Consider the following 17,900-nt stretch of genomic DNA (forward strand, 5'->3'; position numbering starts at 1 on the left):
TGTATGATTCATCCGGCAGAGGTGGAAGCCCTGATTAAAGCCAAGCTTCCTGATGCCCAAATTCAACTTAAGGATATGACCGGAGGGGGCGATCATTACGAGGCGATCGTCATTTCCCGTGAGTTTGAAGGCAAAAGACCTGTACAACAACATCAGTTGGTTTATGCGGCCGTTCAGGAGGCCATGGCCAGTAATGCCATTCATGCCTTGGGTTTAAAGACTTATACCCCAGAACAATTTGCAACTGCTCAGTAAAATTCTTAAAAATTAGTTAAGATCGATATTCCTTACCCCGTTTAAGGTTGCTGTTCTACTTTCCTCTCGTAATAACTATGACTCCAGAACTCAAAGAAACCATTGATAATGTGATTAAAGAACACAAGATTGTTGTGTTTATGAAGGGCAATAAGCTGATGCCCCAATGTGGATTTTCCAATAATGTGGTGCAAATGCTCAATACCTTTGGAGTCCCCTATGAAACCATCGATGTATTGGCTAATGATGCTATTCGTCAGGGGATCAAAGAGTATTCTAACTGGCCCACCATTCCCCAGGTTTATATTAATGGGGAATTTATTGGTGGCTCTGACATCATGATTGGGTTATACCAAAGTGGAGAACTCCAGCAGATGCTGGAAGTGGCGTTAGCCTCCTAGCAAAACCCCGCCATCGATCAATAATCCCCCGGTGGTTATTCAGGGAACGAGTTGCTCTGAAAACTACCGAGGGATATCATTTTGTATCGAAACAACCTAAAAACCAGCGATCGCCCATTGTCTCAATGGGCTAGTAAAATTTGGTCTCTGGTTCGGGTAAGGGCATTTCAAAATTGGATCTGTCGCGTAAATACCGATAGGCTTCTTCTTCCAGCCGATGGACTAAATAGGTTTCAATAGAGTTAGAATGTCTTAATGCCGCTAGATAGCCTTCAAGGTACATACGCAAATCGTCATAGCGGTATCCTCGACTCCACAAGTCCACGAGGGAATCAGTAATTTTTTGGTAAAAGCGGATGGTTTGAGTATCTTGAAGCATCATAAGGGTTGTCTCCTGAGAATAGCTTGAACCTAACTGTAGGTATTTTAAGGGTCGGTTCTATGGTCTGTTCACTTCCCTAGAGCCAAAATCCGGATGGGTCAATCGAAGAATGGCCTAGGGTTGATATTTTTATTTTAACGAATCTCCCCCCAGAAGCTAGATAGAAAATCCAGTAGAGTTTATTAAACTTAGGATACCCAAAAAAACAAAATTGTGTTTCGATCCTTGAAAATTAGTCAACCGAATACTCGGTATCGACAACTACAGAAAATTTTGTCAAACTTTGTTAAGGTAGACGGGTTACATGCTGCATAGTGTGATAAGGAAAGTAAACCGAAGTGATCTCGATCGGTATTCAGATTATTGAAAGCAACCCTCATCTGCGATCGCTTCTCGGTTGGCACTTACAGCAGGCTGGCTATAGCATTTACCAATCCGCAGATAGTGCCAGTGCCCGTCATGTCTATATGGTGCGGGAACCTACCCTAGTAGTTTTAGATAGCAGTATTTCTGGAGGACAAGGGTTAGAACTTTGTCAGTGGATTTACAATCAACAAAAATCTTTGATTTTAATGCTATCAGCTCGTGATGCAGAAACCGATGTGGTGGCGGGACTGCAAGCGGGGGCGGATGATTATCTGACCAAACCGTTTGGAATGCAGGAGTTTATGGCACGAGTGCAAGCCCTAATTCGCCGACAGAAAAAACTCACGCCTCCAGCCTATCTCAACTATGGAGATCTCAAAGTTGATTTGGTGCAACGGCGGGTTTCTCTGAAGGGGACATCGATAGATTTAACCCCCCAAGAGTTTAGCCTGCTTTATGCCCTCGCTCAAGTGGGAGGTCAACCGCTCAGTCGCTCCCAACTGCTGCAAAGAGCTTGGCCGGATGAGATCGATAATCCTCGGACTGTGGATACCCATATTCTCTCTTTACGCAAGAAAATTGAGATCGATCCCCGGCAACCCCATGTGATCCAAACAGTGCGTAAAGTTGGCTATCGATTTAATCAGGATGCCCTATCCCAGCAAATGCGATCGCCGTTTCCTACCCGTTCCCCTTCCCTCTCTGCCCAGCATCGGTTACCGATGAAACAATCAGATTAAGGAGAAAAGCTCCCCAGAGTTAGGGCAGTGGCGATCGTCCAACCATCGACCCCCAGGAGCATCAGACTAAATCCGAATAACAGGCCATACATCCAAGGTTGGGCTAAGGGCTTGACATTACGGGTATCAATTTGGGTTTTTTCTTGCACTTGCCGCACCAGTTGGGCAAACCCAGCAATTCGCATGGGGAGTAAGTAGGCATCCCCAGATTGAGCCAAGAAATAATAAACCAATCCCCCTTGTCCCGTAGTTCTGGGCTTCAAGGCTTGGATCTCTGACCAAGGGAGAGACCAATGACGATGTTTAGCCCAAAAAACCCAGGAGGCATAGCTGACGGCGATCTGATCTTCATCTAGGGTGACTCGTTCGCTCAGAGATCCCCAGAGAATCACCGCTCCTAGGGCGATTGCCACCCACAGAAGCGATGGAGAAATACCCGATGAGGTGGTTACCCTCGCCAAAATGGGTAAGGGTACAGTCAGGGCGATATAGAGGGTGAATAGGGGGATGCGAATCAGAGGGGAAATTCTGAACTGGGATGAGGGTTGTTGGGGGCGATCGGCCATAATTCGGGTTGATTCAATCAGGGTAGATATTTTTGTACCACACTCCACCCAGTAATGGAAACCCAACTCAACCCCATAAACAGGATAGTGTTAGCGATCAGATGTAGAGGTCTAGCCCAAGGTCTTTGGGGACTGATTTGGGTGGCACTGGTGGCAGAAATCAGCACTAAGACCACCACCAGCAGGCCGGCAAAGAGGTGGGAGGAGTGGCCTAGACTACCATAATGGCCTAGGGTTCCCACTATCCCGATCGCCAGCAGTAAAAGCACCAGAAATACTAAAATGGAACCGAGAGTATAGTGGAACCATCGCCATCCTTGAGGCAAGGGTTGGCGATTTTGTCGGCTCCACCAGATACCTGTTCCACTCATGGCTAATAAGCCATAGGAAAACACGGCCAAGCCCATTGACCAAGCCGCTATTTTCCAAAGCCATAAAAAAGAGGGTAGATCCACAAATACAAAAAGGGTTTATTAAAGGCAACCGTCTAAAGCGGAAATTTTAATCACGATTAGATTTAGGGGCTATCCCTAATCAATGGCTGTTAAAGCTGGAGCTTTCCGGGTTGTTAAGGTGTTAATAACTTTGGGTAAAGGCTTGGATTCGTTGATGATTTGTCCTTCCCCTTCTGCAACTAATTCTTGCAGTTTTAAGCGATCGCAAGGGATTTTATCCGATAAAATTGCACTGGCCATCATACCGGTGTGAATTTCCAATAGGGCTTCAGGAACGGATTCAAAGACTAAACGCTGTCCGGGAAACACCACCCGTTCAAAGTACCAATTTTGAATATTACAGATTCGAGCAATTTGTACTTTACTGGTCGCATTTACATAGCAGCAAAGAATACGATGAGACTGCTCTGGGGGTAGGGGATCAAGAATTTGTGCCATATTCTATGCAAAGATCAAAAATAACGCATATTAGCTTACCTAGACACTCTAACACTTCTAATCCCAAGTGGTTGTAAACGCGACTACCATTAATCCTTTTTTAATCTCTATTTTTGATCCCTCAATCACAGTCCTAGAGACTTTCATAGGGTTTTTCTCTGGATTTCTCTATCATCATCTCTAATCCTGATGATTAGCAAATCTAATGTGAGTCCCGACTCCCTGGGCAAAAATTCCCCCTAACAGATGCCAAAACCAATGTTATCGTAAAGTTATGTGAAACATTCTCACAAATCCAGCTTGAGAACAGGAAACGCTCTATGCACGCTACCTCCGTTACTGGCGATCGCCTTCTATACGTCCGCCTGCCCTGCAATCCCATCTTTCCCATCGGTGTCGTCTACCTCGCCGATCACATCCACAAACAGTTCCCCTCAGTAGAACAACAGATCTTTGACCTGGGAACCATTCCCCCCCTAGACTATAAACCCGCCCTAGACGAGGCGATCGATCGCTTTCGCCCCAACCTCCTCATCTTCTCCTGGCGGGACATTCAAATCTATGCCCCCGTAGGCGGAAGAAGCGGTAACCCCCTACAAAACGCCTTTGAATTTTACTACAGCCTCAATCCCCTGATTAAACTGCGGGGGGCTGTGGGCGGCTTGCGATTAGCCACCGCCTACTATGGGGAATTATGGCAGAATCTCAGCCTGATTAAACGGGGATTAAACCGGGCGAGGCGCTATCACCCCCATATCCGCTTAGTGGTGGGCGGAGGTGCAGTCAGTGTCTTTTATAAACAACTCGGCCGCTCCCTTCCCCCAGGAACCATTATTTCTGTTGGCGAAGGAGAAACCCTGCTCGAAAAACTCTTAAAGGATCGAGATATCAGTGACGAGCGCTGTTATGTCGTGGGTCAAACTATACCACGCGATCGCCTGATTCATGAACAACCTACCCCCCTAGAAAAAACCGCCTGCAACTATAGTTATATAGAACAAATTTGGCCCGCCTTCAACTACTACTTACAAGATCCGGATTTCTATCTAGGCGTACAAACGAAACGCGGCTGTCCCCATAATTGCTGCTACTGCATCTATACCGTCGTCGAAGGCAAAAAAGTCCGCATTAACCCAGCCGATGAAGTCGTCAACGAAATCCGCCAACTCTATGACCGAGGAGTGCGGAACTTCTGGTTTACTGATGCCCAATTTATTCCTGCTCGTAAATTTATCCCCGATGCGATCGAACTGCTACAAAAAATCCTCGATGCTGGGTTAACCGACATTCATTGGGCCTCCTATATTCGTGCCGATAACCTCACCCCCCAACTGTGCGATCTGATGGTCAAAACCGGCATGAACTACTTTGAAATCGGCATTACCAGTGGCTCCCAAGAATTAGTTCGCAAAATGCGGATGGGCTATAATCTGCGCGTGGTGTTAGAAAACTGCCGGGACTTAAAAGCAGCCGGTTTTAAGGATATCGTCTCCGTTAATTATTCCTTTAATGTAATTGACGAAACCTATGACACCATTCGCCAAACCATTGCCTATCATCGCGCCCTAGAAGAGATCTTTGGAGCCGAGAAAGTCGAACCGGCGATCTTCTTTATCGGGTTACAACCCCATACCCACCTCGAACAATACGCTTTTGACCAAGGCATCCTCAAACCCGGCTACGATCCCATGAGTATGATGCCCTGGACTGCTCGCAAATTACTCTGGAATCCAGAACCATTAGGATCATTTTTTGGCCAAGTTTGTTTAGCGGCATGGCAGCGCAATTCCAATGATTTTGGCCGGGAAGTGATGAAGATTTTAGAAGAAAGGCTCGGTTGTGCCAGTTTGGATGAAGCTCTCAGCGCTCCCCTTACTCCTAAAGTGGAGAGCAGCAAGCAGTTAACCCAGGTTGGCTCTTGAAAAAGCTTTATATCCCCATTCCCTAACCTGGTTTTTCTTAAAGCCAGGTTTTACAATGTAATGCAAGCCTTAAAGATGAGTATTTCATAAGCAACTGATAAGATAAAACAATGTTAACTGGTTCAATCCTGCAAAAACTGCATACGGCGCACCAAAAGACCCAACCCCTGAACTTTGGGGTCTATTACAAAAATACTCTGGTTGCCCTCTGTCATGCCTTAGAAGATTTTATTCTCCAATGTGAGGATCGACCCTTGCTGATTGCAGCCTTTCAGCAGGGGAAATGGTATGAGCAAGAAGCGGATCGCTACCGGGAATTAGCCCAGAAGTCCTCAGAGGTGGTTATTTTAGCCAGTGGAGAGAGTGGATTTACTCAACATCCAGCGAGTCAGTTTGCCAATGTGGAATTAGTGGGTTTAGAGAGTCACGATCCGGTTTGCCAGGAATGGCATCTGATTATTCTATCCACCCATTATACAGCCATGGTTTTATGCCAGGAATTATCGGCTGCTGATTATGGGGCAAAAGGATGGCCAGAAAATGACTGCGAACGTAAATTTTACGGTTTTTGGACATTTGAACCCAATTTAGTCCAGGAAACGGTGGCGTTAGTGGCGGATCATCTCCAAGGCTACGATCCGAAGTTAGCCCAAAAGCTGGGCGATCGCCTCCATAGCCTCACCCCTCAACCCCCAAATGCCAATTTGCTCAATACCGTTGTCTCTTCCGTTGTAGACTATCTGCAAAATAGTCAAAACCAACTCAATCCCTATACCCAGGATTCCCCCTTATATCAGTTTCAAGACCTGACGGATAACCTGCGATCGAATAAAGTGCAAGCCTTGTTGCGAATGGCGCAAGTCACCGATCAAGCAGATTTGTGCAGTCCCTATTCAACAACAGAAGTGGCAGCTCTAGCAGAAGTGATGGGGCAACTGCTCGACTTACCCGTGTGGCAAGTGAAACGCTTACGATTAGCGGCTTTGTTACATCGACTGCCTAGCTTACAAGGGATGCCTGAAGCCCTCGATCCTTACCAAACTAAACGGCAACAAGAACTTCAGGAGAAAGCGTCAGAGTTACCCAAGCCTTCAATTTTGCGGGTGATGCCGCAACTTCAGGCGATCGCCCATATCATTATTCATCAAAAGGAACATTGGGATGGTTCCGGCAAGCCCGAAGGACTAGCCTACGATCAAATCCCTATTGAATCCCGAATTCTGAGTCTGATCGCCACCTTTGAAGAGCAACTCCAGGATCGGAAGTCCCCAGAGGCAATGAGTGCCCTAGAATATTGCCAATCCCTAGCCGGAACTCAATTTGACCCCAAATTAGTAGAAACCCTAACCTTATTAGTGCGGGGAATGCAACAAGGCTTGCAACTCTCCAGCCTGCCCCCTAAAATTGCGTCAGGGATCTGGTTACTCGACGAACATCACACCCCCCTGGCTTCCCTAAACTCAACCTACTCATAACCCTAAGCAATACCATGGATTTAGATCTTGTAGCCCTTCGTGCGGGTCGTCTGAAACAGCTTCCAGGAGTCAATTTAGAAGATGAAGACTTAACAGAGGCCGAACTTTCCCAAGCTAATTTAGCCGGAGCTAACCTGGTGGGAACGATTCTTTCCTATGCTACCCTCAAAGGAGCCAGACTCGACGGAGCTAATCTAATGGCAGCTCAACTGATTGGAGCAGATCTGCGGAGTAACTTACTCGGATCGAACTTGATGCAAGCGGATTTAACCCAAGCAGATTTACGAGGCAGTAACCTCAGAGGGGCTAATCTGATGAGTGCTACTTTAACTCAAGCTTCCTTAGCAGGAGCTTTTCTCAGTGGTGCGAATCTGATGGGGGTTAATTTACAAGGTGCAGATTTACGAGGTAGCGATTTGCGAGGAGCCAATTTGAATAATGCTAATCTTAAAGGTGTTGATTTAAGTTATGCCGATCTCCAAGGGGCTAGTTTAAATCAAGCGAATTTAGAAGAAGCGGATTTACGCGGTGCGAATTTGCTTGGTGCGAACTTAAAAGAGGCCCATTTACTTTGTGCTGAATTAGAGGGTGCAAATTTAACTGGGGTGAATTGGCAAGGAGCCTGTTTAGTGGGCACAAGCCAGAGTTCGGAATAGGGTTATCCAGGGGGGTTGATGCGATCGCCTCTAGTTATTCTTCCATTGAAAGGGTCATCGCATTGTCAGTTAAAAGTTCTATGCAAGCAATTCAATTTGAGCCATCCCAGTATACGATTCTTGTGGTTGAAGATAATGCCACTAATATGCGCCTGCTGATTGAACTTTTGCTCGATGATGGTTATCAAGTAGAAGCAGCAGTCAATGGTCTTGAGGCTCTGGAAATGGCACAAGCCATGCTACCTGATTTGGTACTTTTAGATGTGATGATGCCAGGACTCAATGGCTATGAAGTGTGTGAAAAACTTCAGAAGAATCCCCAAACCCAAGGGATTCCCATCATTTTTATTACGGCAATCGCTCAGGTTGCTGAGAAAATAAAAGCCTTTGAACTCGGAGCAGTTGACTATATTACCAAACCCTTTAATACCAGGGAAGTCATGGTACGGTTAAAGGTGCATCTGATCCGGCGATCGCAGCATCAGTATCTAGAACAGAAAATTAGCATCCTAGAACAGGCTTTATTGGATTACCAAAGTCATGAGTTCACATGAGCAGAAAACTTGAGATTGAGGAGGGGGAGTTTTAGAATGGGGTGTACTGATTTAATTGGATTGATTCCTCATGTTCAGTGCTAACCCCGATCACTATTTCCCCAGAGCGCCTCTATCACGACGGACAGCCGCCTTTGCGATTGATTTAAGTACGATCTGGCTCCTTTGTGCGATCGCCGGTACAAGCCTATTTTTGCCCGTCTTTGTGTTCGCTTGGTTTACCGCTCGGATTTTTATTGTGCTGAAAAATAAGGGCCAAAGTCTCGGACGCTACGCCTTCGATCTGCGGGTGGTAGACTCCACTGGACGCACTCCCCTCTTTTCTGACCTCTTGAAACGGGAAGCCATGTTAGGACTCGGATCGATGTTAGCTCTAGCGGGATTCAACGCCCTTAATCCGGCCAATGCCTGGTCACTGCTTTTGATTCTACCCCTAGGGGGCGATTGTGGCTTGGCCTTTGCCGAAACTAACTGGCGACAAGCCTTTCATGACCAAATCGCAGGCACAGTCATGATTCAAAGTCGTCGCGGTTATTCCTTGGATTTGAAACTTAAACAGATAGTTGCACAATTTCAAAGACGTATGAGACAATAGTAAATTGTGTTTAATTAACTCTAAAAACTTTTAGTGCCCGTAAAGCTATGGCTAAGAATAAAGGTGTCCGCATTGTTGTCACCCTAGAATGTACAGAGTGTCGCAGCAACCCTGCCAAGCGATCGCCAGGGGTCTCTCGGTATACAACCCGAAAGAATCGCCGTAACACCACGGCCCGATTAGAACTGAAAAAGTTCTGCCCCCACTGTAATGCCCATACTGTCCACAAGGAAATTAAATAATCTCCCGTTGCTCGCCGAGTACCTGGAATGAATCCAATTGTCCCCTAAACATCAACTGAGATCAACACTATGTCAAATTACTACAGAAAACGGGTTTCCCCCATTCAACCCAAAGAACAAATTGATTACAAAGATGTGGATTTACTCCGTAAATACATCACGGAAAGAGGCAAGATTCTCCCCCGCCGTATAACGGGTCTCACTTGTAAGCAACAACGGGCCCTAACCGCAGCCATCAAACGGGCGCGTCTTATTGCTCTATTGCCCTTTGTGAACCAAGAAGGTTAAACCCCTCAATGGGGATGGGTAAAAGTCAGCACATCCAAGAGGAATCCGTCAGACAGCTCGAAATCCCTTTAGGGAAGTCAAAGAAGCCAAAGACTGGTAAATTAAGGCTGTGATGTTGTGAATCAATGCCTAGGATAGTGCTGTGGAGAAGGGAAGGCTAATCGAATTTAGACTCAACGGGGAACGGCGACTGGCAGTAGCCGACCGCCCAGAAGGAAAGAAAAATTGGGTGGTGATAGATGAAGGCGCTCATCCTCATACGATTAAGCGCCAGCAAATCACCTATGAAGTAGTGGGAGAAACCTATACCCCGTCGGATATTCCCCAGTTCCTCAAAGAAGTAAACCCCTATCTTGACCCATCCAATTTAGAAGTGGCCTGGGAACTGTTGGTCGAAGCGGGGGAAGCGGTAACCCCCGAAGACCTGGCCCAATTGATCTATAGCGATCAAAGTCCTCCCCTGTGCTATGCTGCCCATTGCTTATTGGTCGAAGATAAGATTTACTTTAAGCAGAAAGGCGATCGCTATGAACCCCGTCCTAGTAGTTTAGTCGCGGAAATTCAGCATCAAAAAGAAGTACAACAACAACGGCAACAAGAAGCGATTGATTTCCTCGATCGTATCAATTGTGCTTTATCGGGAGTAAGGGTAGAGTGGAGCAATAGCGATCGCACTCGTCTAGAGGCAATCGAAAAATATGCTATCCATGGTAATAGTACCGAAGGATTCAAACCTTTGGCGATCGTGGGGGAAACCCTAACCGCTCTCAATCGTCCCGATACCCCCCAAGCTTGTTTTGAACTCTTAGTGGCCTTGGGGCTATGGAGTCCCCATGAAAACCTATTTCTGCGCCGGAGTCAAATTCCAACTCAATTCTCAATCAAGGTACTCGAAGTGGCCCAAGGTTGTCTTCACAATCCCCCGGATGACCCGGACTCCAACCGCCTAGACCTCACTCATCTCAAGGTCTATACGATTGATGATGAAAGCACCAAGGAAATTGATGACGGACTGAGCATCGAATACCTCGACAACGAGCAAATTCGCGTCTGGATACACATCGCCGACCCCACACGCTGGCTCACCCCTGGAGATGAGCTAGACCTGGAAGCCAGACGCAGAGGAACCACCATCTATACCCCCACTGGCATGATCTCCATGTTTCCCTCAGAATTGGCCACCGGGCCCATGAGCCTGATTCAAGGGAAAGAATGCTGCGCCCTTAGCTTTGGCGTAATTTTAGACACAGAAGGGGCGATCGCCGACTACACCATCCACGCCAGCCGGATTAAACCCACCTACCGCCTCACCTACGATGATGTAGAAGAAATGCTCCATCTCGGCGTTCCTGCCGAACCCGAAATCGCCACCCTCGCCCAACTCGCCAAACTCCGGCAAACCTGGCGCACCGCCCAAGGTGCGATTAACATCTCCATGCCAGAAGCCTCCATCAAAGTTAAAGACGATGAAGTAACCATCACCCTCCTCGAAGATGCCATGTCCCGGCAACTGGTGGCGGAAATGATGATCCTTGCCGGAGAAGTCACCGGACGCTATGGCTGTACCCATCAACTCCCCTTCCCCTTCCGTTCCCAGCCCCAGCCGGAACTTCCCCCCGCCGAAGAACTGATGCAACTGCCCCCCGGCCCGGTGCTATCCTGCGCTCTCCGTCGGTGTATGCCCCGTAGCGAAATGAGCATCACCCCCGCCCGTCATGCCAGTCTGGGACTCGACTTTTATACACAAGTCACTTCCCCCATTCGCCGCTACATGGACTTACTCACCCACTTCCAACTCAAAGCCCATCTACGCGGAGATCCCCTACCCTTTTCAGAAGCCAAACTGCAAGAACTCATGGTTGCTGTAATGCCAACCACCCAAGAAGCCAACTGGGTCGAGCGCCAAACCAACCGCTATTGGGGACTAGAATTCCTGCGTCGCCATTCCGAGCAAGTCTGGCAAGGCTTAGTGCTGCGCTGGTTACGGGAAAATGACAATCTAGCCCTCGTTCTGTTAGAAGAACTGGGTCTAGAAATGGCCATTCGCTTTACGAACCCAGTGGCTCCGGGAGATTATATCGAGCTTAAAGTGACCTATGTCGATCCTAGGGAAGATGTGGTGCATTTTCAGCATGTCCTAGAACCAGCCGCCGTAGGAGAGTGAGACATTTCTATAGGGGTGGGTTTCAAACCCACCCCTACGGATATTCCCGATTCCCATTAATGGGACTCAAGATTGATCGCCTGTCCCCAATTGCCGGAGAGACTATAGTTTAAGCTTAAGATCTTTAACCATAATCCCGGATAGCGATCGCCCATCCATCCTCTACACCATTGACTAAACCCTGGAAACCAGGGACGCAATAGGGCATGAATGAACGCCTTAGTCGTAAAACTACCATAGGTCGATAGCCAGCGCAGCAGATCTTTGGGCCCTGCTAACTCCCAGATCCAGAGGATTAAGGCAGGATTTTTTACGGCTGCTTTTAAGGCTAATCGATTAAATAATAGCCAAGTGGTGCGATCTTTGATAAAGGTATCGGCCACTTCTGGGGATTCATCCGCCAATAAGCCGAAAAAGGTATTCAGCATGGCGTTAATGAGCTGGGGTTGAATATGGCGATGGGTGGGAACCATCATTCCCTTAGAAAAGAGCCAGGTAACGGCAGTATTATCTTGATAGGCGCGAATGGCGGCTAGATGCTTGCTGGTGAGGAGATCGTATTTTAGAGCTGCATCGAGCAGAGCCGTTAACCGGGGTAGATTTCGCACCAAAGAGCCAAACCCGGTGAAGACGAGGGGAGACTGGAGGGAGGCGGCATCGCCAATGGCCAATATCCGATCGCTGGCTATAATGCGATCGCTATTTCCTAAACTAAAATGTCCTGGAATATAGCCAAACGTCGGCTTTTTCCAGACCAATTGATCCAGATCGCACCGTCGATACTCTGGCAAAATCGTAAAAAAGTCCTCATACATTTCTAGTAAAGATCCGGGATTATCGGGATGCACTTGATGATAGTGGAACAGATAAAAGGTTAACTCTTGACCCGCCCCAGGGAACAATTCCCAAATAAGTTGTCTTCCCCTCGAAACATCCCCGTGGCTATTCAAAACATCCCCATAATCTGCATCCCAAACCCCCGGCTCAAACCCGCCATCAATCACCGCACCTACGGTGGGACAGACACTATCAAATGCCCGATTTCCATTCAATTGCCAGGCAATGGGAGAAGCTGTTCCCATGGCATCAATCAGCAGACGGCCTTGCACTTGCGACGTTTCCCCGGTTCCCAAATGCTTTAAAGTTAGCCTCACGCCATTGTCGGCTACTTCTACATATTGAAATTCTGTTTCATCGCGAATTTCACCGCCAGCCCTGAGCAGTTTTTCTCCGCAACTTTGCAAGAGCTTATCGGAGGCGATCGCAATATTCAAAACCTTGGGCGTATGCAAAACTTTGGCTCTGAGATGCTCTGGATTATTGCTATCAAAAAACTTATTAAATCCATCTCTATATTCTCTAGCAATCAATCCTGCAAACTCTTCTTCTGTAAACAAGTTTAACTCAATTAACCGAGCGAATTCATCCCTAGAAATATTCCATTCCCGATTCATCCGACCATAGGACAAACGCTCGATCAATAATACCCGATAGCCCCGCGCTGCCATCACTGCGGCATGGATAGCACCTAATGCACCGCCTACATAAATTAAATCATAACTATTCGGCTCTGATAAAGGGGTTTCTAATGGCCGAATAACTGGGGTAGGAATTTGGGGATTTCGCACATTTTCTCGCCATCGTTTTTCCCACCAATACACCCGTTTTAGGTCATATTCTCCTTGAGGCATTTTTTGGAAATAATGCACGGTTTGCGGATAATAGGGGGCTAAGGCTTCAAAAATAGACGCTTGGGAAAGGTCGATTTCTGGGGGTTCTGGGTACTCATGGGGGAACTGTTGCTGAAGTTGGCTTTTTAGGTGATTAATCACTCTCTTCTCTTGGGGGATGGGAGTGTTTGACCAGCGAAAAAGTTTTAGGTAGGTGGTGCGCTGGACTGACCAAACGAAGAGCGACAGGGGATCTCGTTGCTCAAAGTGGAGCCTGAGACCTTCTGGGGTGAGGAACTTCTGGCCGATGGGGGGGTCGTAATGCTGCTGTAACCAAGTCCGCACAGCAGATGTATCGGGTTGGGGGATTTCTAAATAGAGGAGTTCTTCCATGAATTCTGAAGGATAACTTAAATATACAAAAATAGACTTGACAAAATCAAAAAGTATGTTATTATCGCGGTTACATGATTAAAACAATGTTACAAAAGTTTACATTATTCTCATAATCCCTTCAATAGACGTAAGGCGGATTCAGATAACAATGAACTACCCGATTCCAGAGCATTCTCAAGATATCATAGCCTTGCGCCACAAGCCTGTAGATGAGGAGTTAGTGGCAGCAGCGATCGCCGGAGTGATTAAGATTTCTCGCTCCCAGGGGCAATCCTTAGAAGATCTGACCCAAGAAATATTAGCCGATGATGGATTATTAGATGCCTGTGGTCGGAATTGGTTAAGTCATGTGATGGCCCATGCCTGGCATTTAGGACTAGGGACATCAGATTAGATCCCCTAATTTAGATACACTAATAAGTAGGGAAAAGTAAGGGAGGGAGTTGCAGATCGGGAGAACTCGATCTGAGGAAAGTCCGGACTCCCGAAAGACCAAACCTGCTGGGTAACGCCCAGTGCGAGCGATCGTGAGGAGAGTGCCACAGAAACATACCGCCGATGGTGCATTCAGCACACAGGTAAGGGTGCAAAGGTGTGGTAAGAGCGCACCAGCAGTATCGAGAGGTACTGGCTCGGTAAACCCCGGTTGGGAGCAAGGCAGATGGAACTAAGGTTGGTCTTTTACCCGTTCCAGCAGTGTAAACCGCTAGAGGTATGGGGTAACCCCTATCCCAGATAGATAACTCCCCCCAAGATCTCATGGCAGATCTTGGAGAACAGAATCCGGCTTACGACTTACTTTTCCCCCTTTTTTTAATGAACAATTAACAATGAACAATGAACAATGAACAATTAACAATTAACAATGAACAATTAACAATTAACAATTAACAATTACAGCGCTTCGCGCGGTAATGAGGTACAGTCGGAAAAGATCCCCCCAACCCCCCCTTAAAAAGGGGGGCAGTAAAAGTCCCCCTTTTTAAGGGGGATTTAGGGGGATCGAAATGTACCGCATAGCAGCGAAAACTGCTGTAACAATGAGCGATCGGTGATGGGTGATGACTTAACTTGTAATAACGCTGTAAAATAAACCCCATTCCCCCACTCCCCCACTCCCCCATTCCCCTAATGCTTCGTCTCTGGAACTGGCTAAAACGACTCTTTAACCGGTGGTTCGGCAAAAAACGCCAACCCCCACCAACCGCCGCGCCACCGCCCCCTCCTCCGCCGGATAATGCCCAATGCGAAGCCGTATTCATGGAACTGTTGGAGGGAGTCGATCAAGGGTGGACAAGGGGCAACGGTAAAAGCTTCTTGATGGGGAAAAATATCAAAGAAGCGACCCTGATCGCCTGGTTGCGGGGGTTTGCCCAGCGCGTGGGGCAGAACCCAGAACAGCACCGGGAACTGGGGAGACGGTTGCAGAAACTGGGGAATTTGGCATGGGGGGATCTCTCGCCAGTCGCGGCACGTTTGGCGCGGGAGTTGCTGGTGGTGGAGGAAGAAGAGAAAGGCGAGGCAGAGGTATGGTTTGAGCGGGGTAATGCTCAGTACATGCAAGGTGATTTTTTAGGTGCGATCGCCTCCTACGACCGGGCAGTGGAGATTAAACCGGACTTCCATCAAGCTTGGAACAACCGGGGGCTGGCGCTGGGTGAGTTAGGCAGAACAGAAGAGGCGATCGCCTCCTACGACCGGGCAGTGGAGATTAAACAGGACAAGCATGAAGCTTGGTTCAACCGGGGGCTGGCGCTGCGTGACTTAGGCAGAACAGAAGAGGCGATCGCCTCCTACGACCGGGCAGTGGAGATTAAACCGGACTACCATTACGCTTGGTACAACCGGGGGGTGGCACTGTCTAAGTTAGGCAGAACAGAAGAGGCGATCGCCTCCTACGACCGGGCAGTGGAGATTAAACCGGACTTCCATCAAGCTTGGAACAACCGAGGGCTGGCGCTGCGTGAGTTAGGCAGAACAGAAGAGGCGATCGCCTCCTTCGACCGGGCACTGGAGATAAAACCGGACTTGCATGAAGCTTGGAGCAACCGGGGGGTGGCGCTGGGTGACTTAGGCAGAACTGAAGAGGCGATCGCCTCCTACGACCGGGCACTGGAGATTAAACAGGACTTGCATGAAGCTTGGATCAACCGGGGGAATGCGCTGCGTGAGTTAGGCAGAACAGAAGAGGCGATCGCCTCCTTCGACCGGGCAGTGGGGATAAAACCGGACTACCATAAAGCTTGGCTAAACCGAGGAATAGCCGCAGGAAGCGCTTCCTATTCTGCTCCTCTACAACTTTCTACCCTCACCCTCCAATATCCCCAACTCAACCAACGGGGTTTTGAGGGCGCACTCGCCAGCTACGAGGTAGGCTTAATCTTCTGTACCCAAGAAAAAAACCCCCAAGGTTGGGGACTCTTGCACCATTGCATCGGTCGCGCCTACTATTACCGAGGACGCAAAAGCCTCTACAGTTACGACGCAGGAGGCTCCGACTTCCAGGAAGCCCTCAAGCACTACCACCAAGCCCTGCAAACCCTCAGTCCCCCACAAAAAGCCCCCTCTCCCCTGACAGAGGACAAAAAAGCCCCCTCTCCCGTGGGAGAGAACAAAAAAGTCCCCTCTCCCGTGGGAGAGGACAAAAAAGTCCCCTCTCCCACGGGAGAGGACAAAAAAGCCCCCTCTCCCGTGGGAGAGGACAAAAAAGCCCCCTCTCCCGTGGGAGAGGGGGTTGGGGGAGAGGGCTACTACCTCGAACTCATCCAAGACCTAATCCGAGTCTACAACGCTCTCCACAATGAATACGAAGTGAAACAATGGCGCAGTAAAGGCTTAGACTTTTGGAGTCAACTCCTCAACGACCCCCATAAATCTTCCCAACAAAAACGCCAACTCGCTGTCAAATTCATCTACTTCGCCCAGATACAGGTCGATGTCCTCCTCGAAGACAACCTACCCCTAGAAGCCTTCCGCGCTGCCGAAGAACAAAAAAACCTCTATCTCACCTGGATCTTAGACCGGCAAAAGCAACATATCCTCAGTCCCAGTTATGACGAGATCCAACAAAACCTCCTCAACCCCACCACTGCCCTCATTTCTTGGCATCTCAGCGACCTCAACCTCACCACGTTCCTCGTCCTCCCCGGCGCACCTGAACCCATCCCCTTCACCCGCAAAGTCGAATCCCTAAAACGCTGGCTCCACACCTGGGACACCACCTACGAGGAACACCGGAAAGCCAAAACCAGCACCGAGAGCGACTGGCGCAATACCCTCCCCCAACAACTCGAACAACTCAAAGAACGGCTGGATATTTCCACCCTCTGTTCCCATCTGCCCAACAACCTAAACCACCTCATCCTCATCCCTCACCTGGACTTACACCGCCTTCCCCTGCACGCTCTCTTCCCCGAAACCTTCACCCTCACCACCCTCCCCAGCGCCCAAGTCGGCATCCAACAAGCCCCCTCTCCCGTGGGAGAGGACAAAAAAGCCCCCTCTCCCGTGGAAGAGGACAAAAAAGTCCCCTCTCCCGTGGGAGAGGGGGTTGGGGGAGAGGGCCCCACCCTCCTCAATATCCAAAATCCCGACAGCACCAGTGAAGACGGCACGCGCTTACCTCCCCTTGCCCATGCCGATGTCGAATCAGCATACATTACTCGCTGTGTCTCCTCGGCTCAGACGTTGGCCGGTAATACCGCTACGTTAGAAGCTGTCACCAACTGCCTGAAAACCAGCAAGGCTGCTCTCTTCCACTTTACCGGTCATGCTTCCTACAACGACCAAAACCCCCAACGCTCCGCCCTCTACCTGAGCCAAAAGGAACGCCTGACGGTGCAAACCCTCAGCCAACTGAACCTCAGCACCTATGAACTCGCCTGTCTTTGCGCCTGCGAAACCGGAATTACCAGTAGAGAAGCCTTTAAAAATGATTATGTGGGTATCAGTAGTGCCTTTCTCGCTCAAGGAGTTTCCCATGTTGTCTCTACCCTCTGGACGGTAGAATCACAAGCCAGCGCTCTGTTCATGATGCGCTTTTACGAACAGCGCCAAAGCCTTTCCCATTTATCGGATGTTGTGCTGTTGAATCAGGTTCAACGGTGGTTTAAACAGGTTACCTATGATAAGTTGTGGCAATGGTACGATCGTATTCTTGCTGATCTACCTTCTGATGAGGGCACGATTAGACCGATGTTACAGACAGAGTTGCAGCAGCGAGAGGCAAAATCCCCAGAAGATTGTCCCTATTCCCATCCCTATTATTGGGCAGCGTTTACCATTTCTGGGCGAGTTTGAAACCCACCCCTACAGATACAGGTGTTCTAGACAGGT

At 48.6% G+C, this 17,900-nt stretch carries 18 protein-coding genes and 1 other RNA gene; 14 read left to right on the plus strand and 5 right to left on the minus strand.

What is annotated here, in order from left to right; genetic code table 11:
* Window positions 1-3: 3 nt before the first annotated feature.
* Both AC3FZD_RS16055 and grxD read left to right on the plus strand, forming a co-directional pair.
* The gene (locus AC3FZD_RS16055) at window positions 4-255 is read left to right on the plus strand and encodes a BolA family protein (RefSeq protein ID WP_488737000.1); all 252 of its coding nucleotides are present in this window, start codon (window positions 4-6) and stop codon (window positions 253-255) included.
* Window positions 256-332: 77 nt separating this feature from the next.
* Entirely contained in the window at window positions 333-656 is a 324-nt protein-coding gene (grxD, locus tag AC3FZD_RS16060) for a Grx4 family monothiol glutaredoxin (RefSeq protein ID WP_488737001.1), read from the plus strand.
* 130 nt (window positions 657-786) lie between these two features.
* On the opposite strand, the gene AC3FZD_RS16065 is transcribed toward grxD, so the two are convergent.
* On the minus strand, window positions 787-1,035 hold the full coding sequence (locus AC3FZD_RS16065) for a DUF6761 family protein (protein ID WP_488740361.1): 249 nt from the start codon (window positions 1,033-1,035) through the stop codon (window positions 787-789).
* 341 nt (window positions 1,036-1,376) lie between these two features.
* Between AC3FZD_RS16065 and AC3FZD_RS16070 the strand changes: the two genes are divergently transcribed.
* Window positions 1,377-2,144 carry a response regulator transcription factor gene (locus AC3FZD_RS16070; RefSeq protein WP_488737002.1) on the plus strand — a complete coding sequence of 256 codons (768 nt, stop codon included), beginning with the start codon at window positions 1,377-1,379 and terminating at the stop codon, window positions 2,142-2,144.
* Here AC3FZD_RS16070 and AC3FZD_RS16075 read toward each other — a convergent pair.
* The 3 genes from AC3FZD_RS16075 to AC3FZD_RS16085 all read right to left on the minus strand — a co-directional run bounded on the left by AC3FZD_RS16075 (window position 2,141) and on the right by AC3FZD_RS16085 (window position 3,603).
* On the minus strand, window positions 2,141-2,710 hold the full coding sequence (locus AC3FZD_RS16075; RefSeq protein WP_488737003.1) for a hypothetical protein: 570 nt from the start codon (window positions 2,708-2,710) through the stop codon (window positions 2,141-2,143). The genes AC3FZD_RS16070 and AC3FZD_RS16075 overlap by 4 nt on opposite strands.
* A gap of 17 nt (window positions 2,711-2,727) precedes the next feature.
* On the minus strand, window positions 2,728-3,165 hold the full coding sequence (locus tag AC3FZD_RS16080) for a DUF4079 domain-containing protein (RefSeq protein WP_488737004.1): 438 nt from the start codon (window positions 3,163-3,165) through the stop codon (window positions 2,728-2,730).
* 75 nt (window positions 3,166-3,240) lie between these two features.
* Window positions 3,241-3,603 carry a DUF1830 domain-containing protein gene (locus AC3FZD_RS16085; protein ID WP_488737005.1) on the minus strand — a complete coding sequence of 121 codons (363 nt, stop codon included), beginning with the start codon at window positions 3,601-3,603 and terminating at the stop codon, window positions 3,241-3,243.
* 320 nt (window positions 3,604-3,923) lie between these two features.
* Here AC3FZD_RS16085 and AC3FZD_RS16090 point away from each other — a divergent pair, with 320 nt between their 5' ends.
* The 8 genes from AC3FZD_RS16090 to AC3FZD_RS16125 all read left to right on the plus strand — a co-directional run bounded on the left by AC3FZD_RS16090 (window position 3,924) and on the right by AC3FZD_RS16125 (window position 11,499).
* Window positions 3,924-5,525, plus strand: a complete 1,602-nt coding sequence (locus tag AC3FZD_RS16090; protein ID WP_488737006.1) for a photosystem II high light acclimation radical SAM protein — start codon at window positions 3,924-3,926, stop codon at window positions 5,523-5,525.
* 110 nt (window positions 5,526-5,635) lie between these two features.
* On the plus strand, window positions 5,636-7,000 hold the full coding sequence (locus tag AC3FZD_RS16095; protein WP_488737007.1) for a DICT sensory domain-containing protein: 1,365 nt from the start codon (window positions 5,636-5,638) through the stop codon (window positions 6,998-7,000).
* A gap of 14 nt (window positions 7,001-7,014) precedes the next feature.
* Window positions 7,015-7,656: a pentapeptide repeat-containing protein gene (locus tag AC3FZD_RS16100; RefSeq protein ID WP_488737008.1), complete on the plus strand. Its 642-nt coding sequence runs from the start codon at window positions 7,015-7,017 to the stop codon at window positions 7,654-7,656.
* A gap of 80 nt (window positions 7,657-7,736) precedes the next feature.
* Window positions 7,737-8,210 (plus strand): response regulator, encoded by a 474-nt coding sequence (locus AC3FZD_RS16105; RefSeq protein WP_488737009.1) that lies wholly within the window; start codon window positions 7,737-7,739, stop codon window positions 8,208-8,210.
* A gap of 70 nt (window positions 8,211-8,280) precedes the next feature.
* Complete coding sequence (locus tag AC3FZD_RS16110; RefSeq protein WP_488737010.1) at window positions 8,281-8,805, plus strand: RDD family protein; 525 nt, start codon at window positions 8,281-8,283, stop codon at window positions 8,803-8,805.
* A 47-nt stretch (window positions 8,806-8,852) separates the two neighbouring features.
* A complete protein-coding gene (rpmG, locus tag AC3FZD_RS16115) occupies window positions 8,853-9,047 on the plus strand; it encodes a 50S ribosomal protein L33 (RefSeq protein WP_488737011.1) in 195 nt (64 codons plus the stop codon).
* Window positions 9,048-9,116: 69 nt separating this feature from the next.
* Window positions 9,117-9,335, plus strand: coding sequence for a 30S ribosomal protein S18 (gene rpsR, locus AC3FZD_RS16120; RefSeq protein WP_283756022.1), 219 nt, complete (start codon window positions 9,117-9,119; stop codon window positions 9,333-9,335).
* Between the two features lie 142 nt (window positions 9,336-9,477).
* Window positions 9,478-11,499, plus strand: a complete 2,022-nt coding sequence (locus tag AC3FZD_RS16125) for a ribonuclease catalytic domain-containing protein (protein WP_488737012.1) — start codon at window positions 9,478-9,480, stop codon at window positions 11,497-11,499.
* A gap of 56 nt (window positions 11,500-11,555) precedes the next feature.
* Here the strand turns inward: AC3FZD_RS16125 and AC3FZD_RS16130 are convergent, their stop codons facing one another.
* Window positions 11,556-13,562, minus strand: a complete 2,007-nt coding sequence (locus AC3FZD_RS16130; RefSeq protein WP_488737013.1) for an FAD-dependent monooxygenase family protein — start codon at window positions 13,560-13,562, stop codon at window positions 11,556-11,558.
* 151 nt (window positions 13,563-13,713) lie between these two features.
* Between AC3FZD_RS16130 and AC3FZD_RS16135 the strand changes: the two genes are divergently transcribed.
* From AC3FZD_RS16135 to AC3FZD_RS16145, 3 genes are all read left to right on the plus strand, one after another.
* Window positions 13,714-13,959, plus strand: coding sequence for a hypothetical protein (locus tag AC3FZD_RS16135; RefSeq protein ID WP_488737014.1), 246 nt, complete (start codon window positions 13,714-13,716; stop codon window positions 13,957-13,959).
* Window positions 13,960-13,991: 32 nt separating this feature from the next.
* Window positions 13,992-14,372: RNase P RNA component class A (gene rnpB, locus AC3FZD_RS16140), an RNA gene on the plus strand.
* 324 nt (window positions 14,373-14,696) lie between these two features.
* Window positions 14,697-17,864, plus strand: coding sequence for a CHAT domain-containing protein (locus tag AC3FZD_RS16145; RefSeq protein ID WP_488737015.1), 3,168 nt, complete (start codon window positions 14,697-14,699; stop codon window positions 17,862-17,864).
* Window positions 17,865-17,900 lie beyond the last annotated feature (36 nt).

The sequence above is a fragment of the Roseofilum sp. KMC-1 genome, assembly GCF_057802075.1.

Excerpts from the sequence above, each read along its gene's own strand:
- AC3FZD_RS16055 (WP_488737000.1), top strand. The coding sequence starts at position 4 with ATGATTCATCCGGCAGAGGTGGAAGCCCTGATTAAAGCCAAGCTTCCT.
- grxD (WP_488737001.1), top strand. The coding sequence starts at position 333 with ATGACTCCAGAACTCAAAGAAACCATTGATAATGTGATTAAAGAACAC.
- AC3FZD_RS16065 (WP_488740361.1), bottom strand. The coding sequence starts at position 1,035 with ATGCTTCAAGATACTCAAACCATCCGCTTTTACCAAAAAATTACTGAT.
- AC3FZD_RS16075 (WP_488737003.1), bottom strand. The coding sequence starts at position 2,710 with ATGGCCGATCGCCCCCAACAACCCTCATCCCAGTTCAGAATTTCCCCT.
- AC3FZD_RS16085 (WP_488737005.1), bottom strand. The coding sequence starts at position 3,603 with ATGGCACAAATTCTTGATCCCCTACCCCCAGAGCAGTCTCATCGTATT.
- AC3FZD_RS16090 (WP_488737006.1), top strand. The coding sequence starts at position 3,924 with ATGCACGCTACCTCCGTTACTGGCGATCGCCTTCTATACGTCCGCCTG.
- AC3FZD_RS16095 (WP_488737007.1), top strand. The coding sequence starts at position 5,636 with ATGTTAACTGGTTCAATCCTGCAAAAACTGCATACGGCGCACCAAAAG.
- AC3FZD_RS16100 (WP_488737008.1), top strand. The coding sequence starts at position 7,015 with ATGGATTTAGATCTTGTAGCCCTTCGTGCGGGTCGTCTGAAACAGCTT.
- AC3FZD_RS16105 (WP_488737009.1), top strand. The coding sequence starts at position 7,737 with ATGCAAGCAATTCAATTTGAGCCATCCCAGTATACGATTCTTGTGGTT.
- AC3FZD_RS16110 (WP_488737010.1), top strand. The coding sequence starts at position 8,281 with ATGTTCAGTGCTAACCCCGATCACTATTTCCCCAGAGCGCCTCTATCA.
- rpmG (WP_488737011.1), top strand. The coding sequence starts at position 8,853 with ATGGCTAAGAATAAAGGTGTCCGCATTGTTGTCACCCTAGAATGTACA.
- rpsR (WP_283756022.1), top strand. The coding sequence starts at position 9,117 with ATGTCAAATTACTACAGAAAACGGGTTTCCCCCATTCAACCCAAAGAA.
- AC3FZD_RS16130 (WP_488737013.1), bottom strand. The coding sequence starts at position 13,562 with ATGGAAGAACTCCTCTATTTAGAAATCCCCCAACCCGATACATCTGCT.
- AC3FZD_RS16135 (WP_488737014.1), top strand. The coding sequence starts at position 13,714 with ATGAACTACCCGATTCCAGAGCATTCTCAAGATATCATAGCCTTGCGC.
- AC3FZD_RS16145 (WP_488737015.1), top strand. The coding sequence starts at position 14,697 with ATGCTTCGTCTCTGGAACTGGCTAAAACGACTCTTTAACCGGTGGTTC.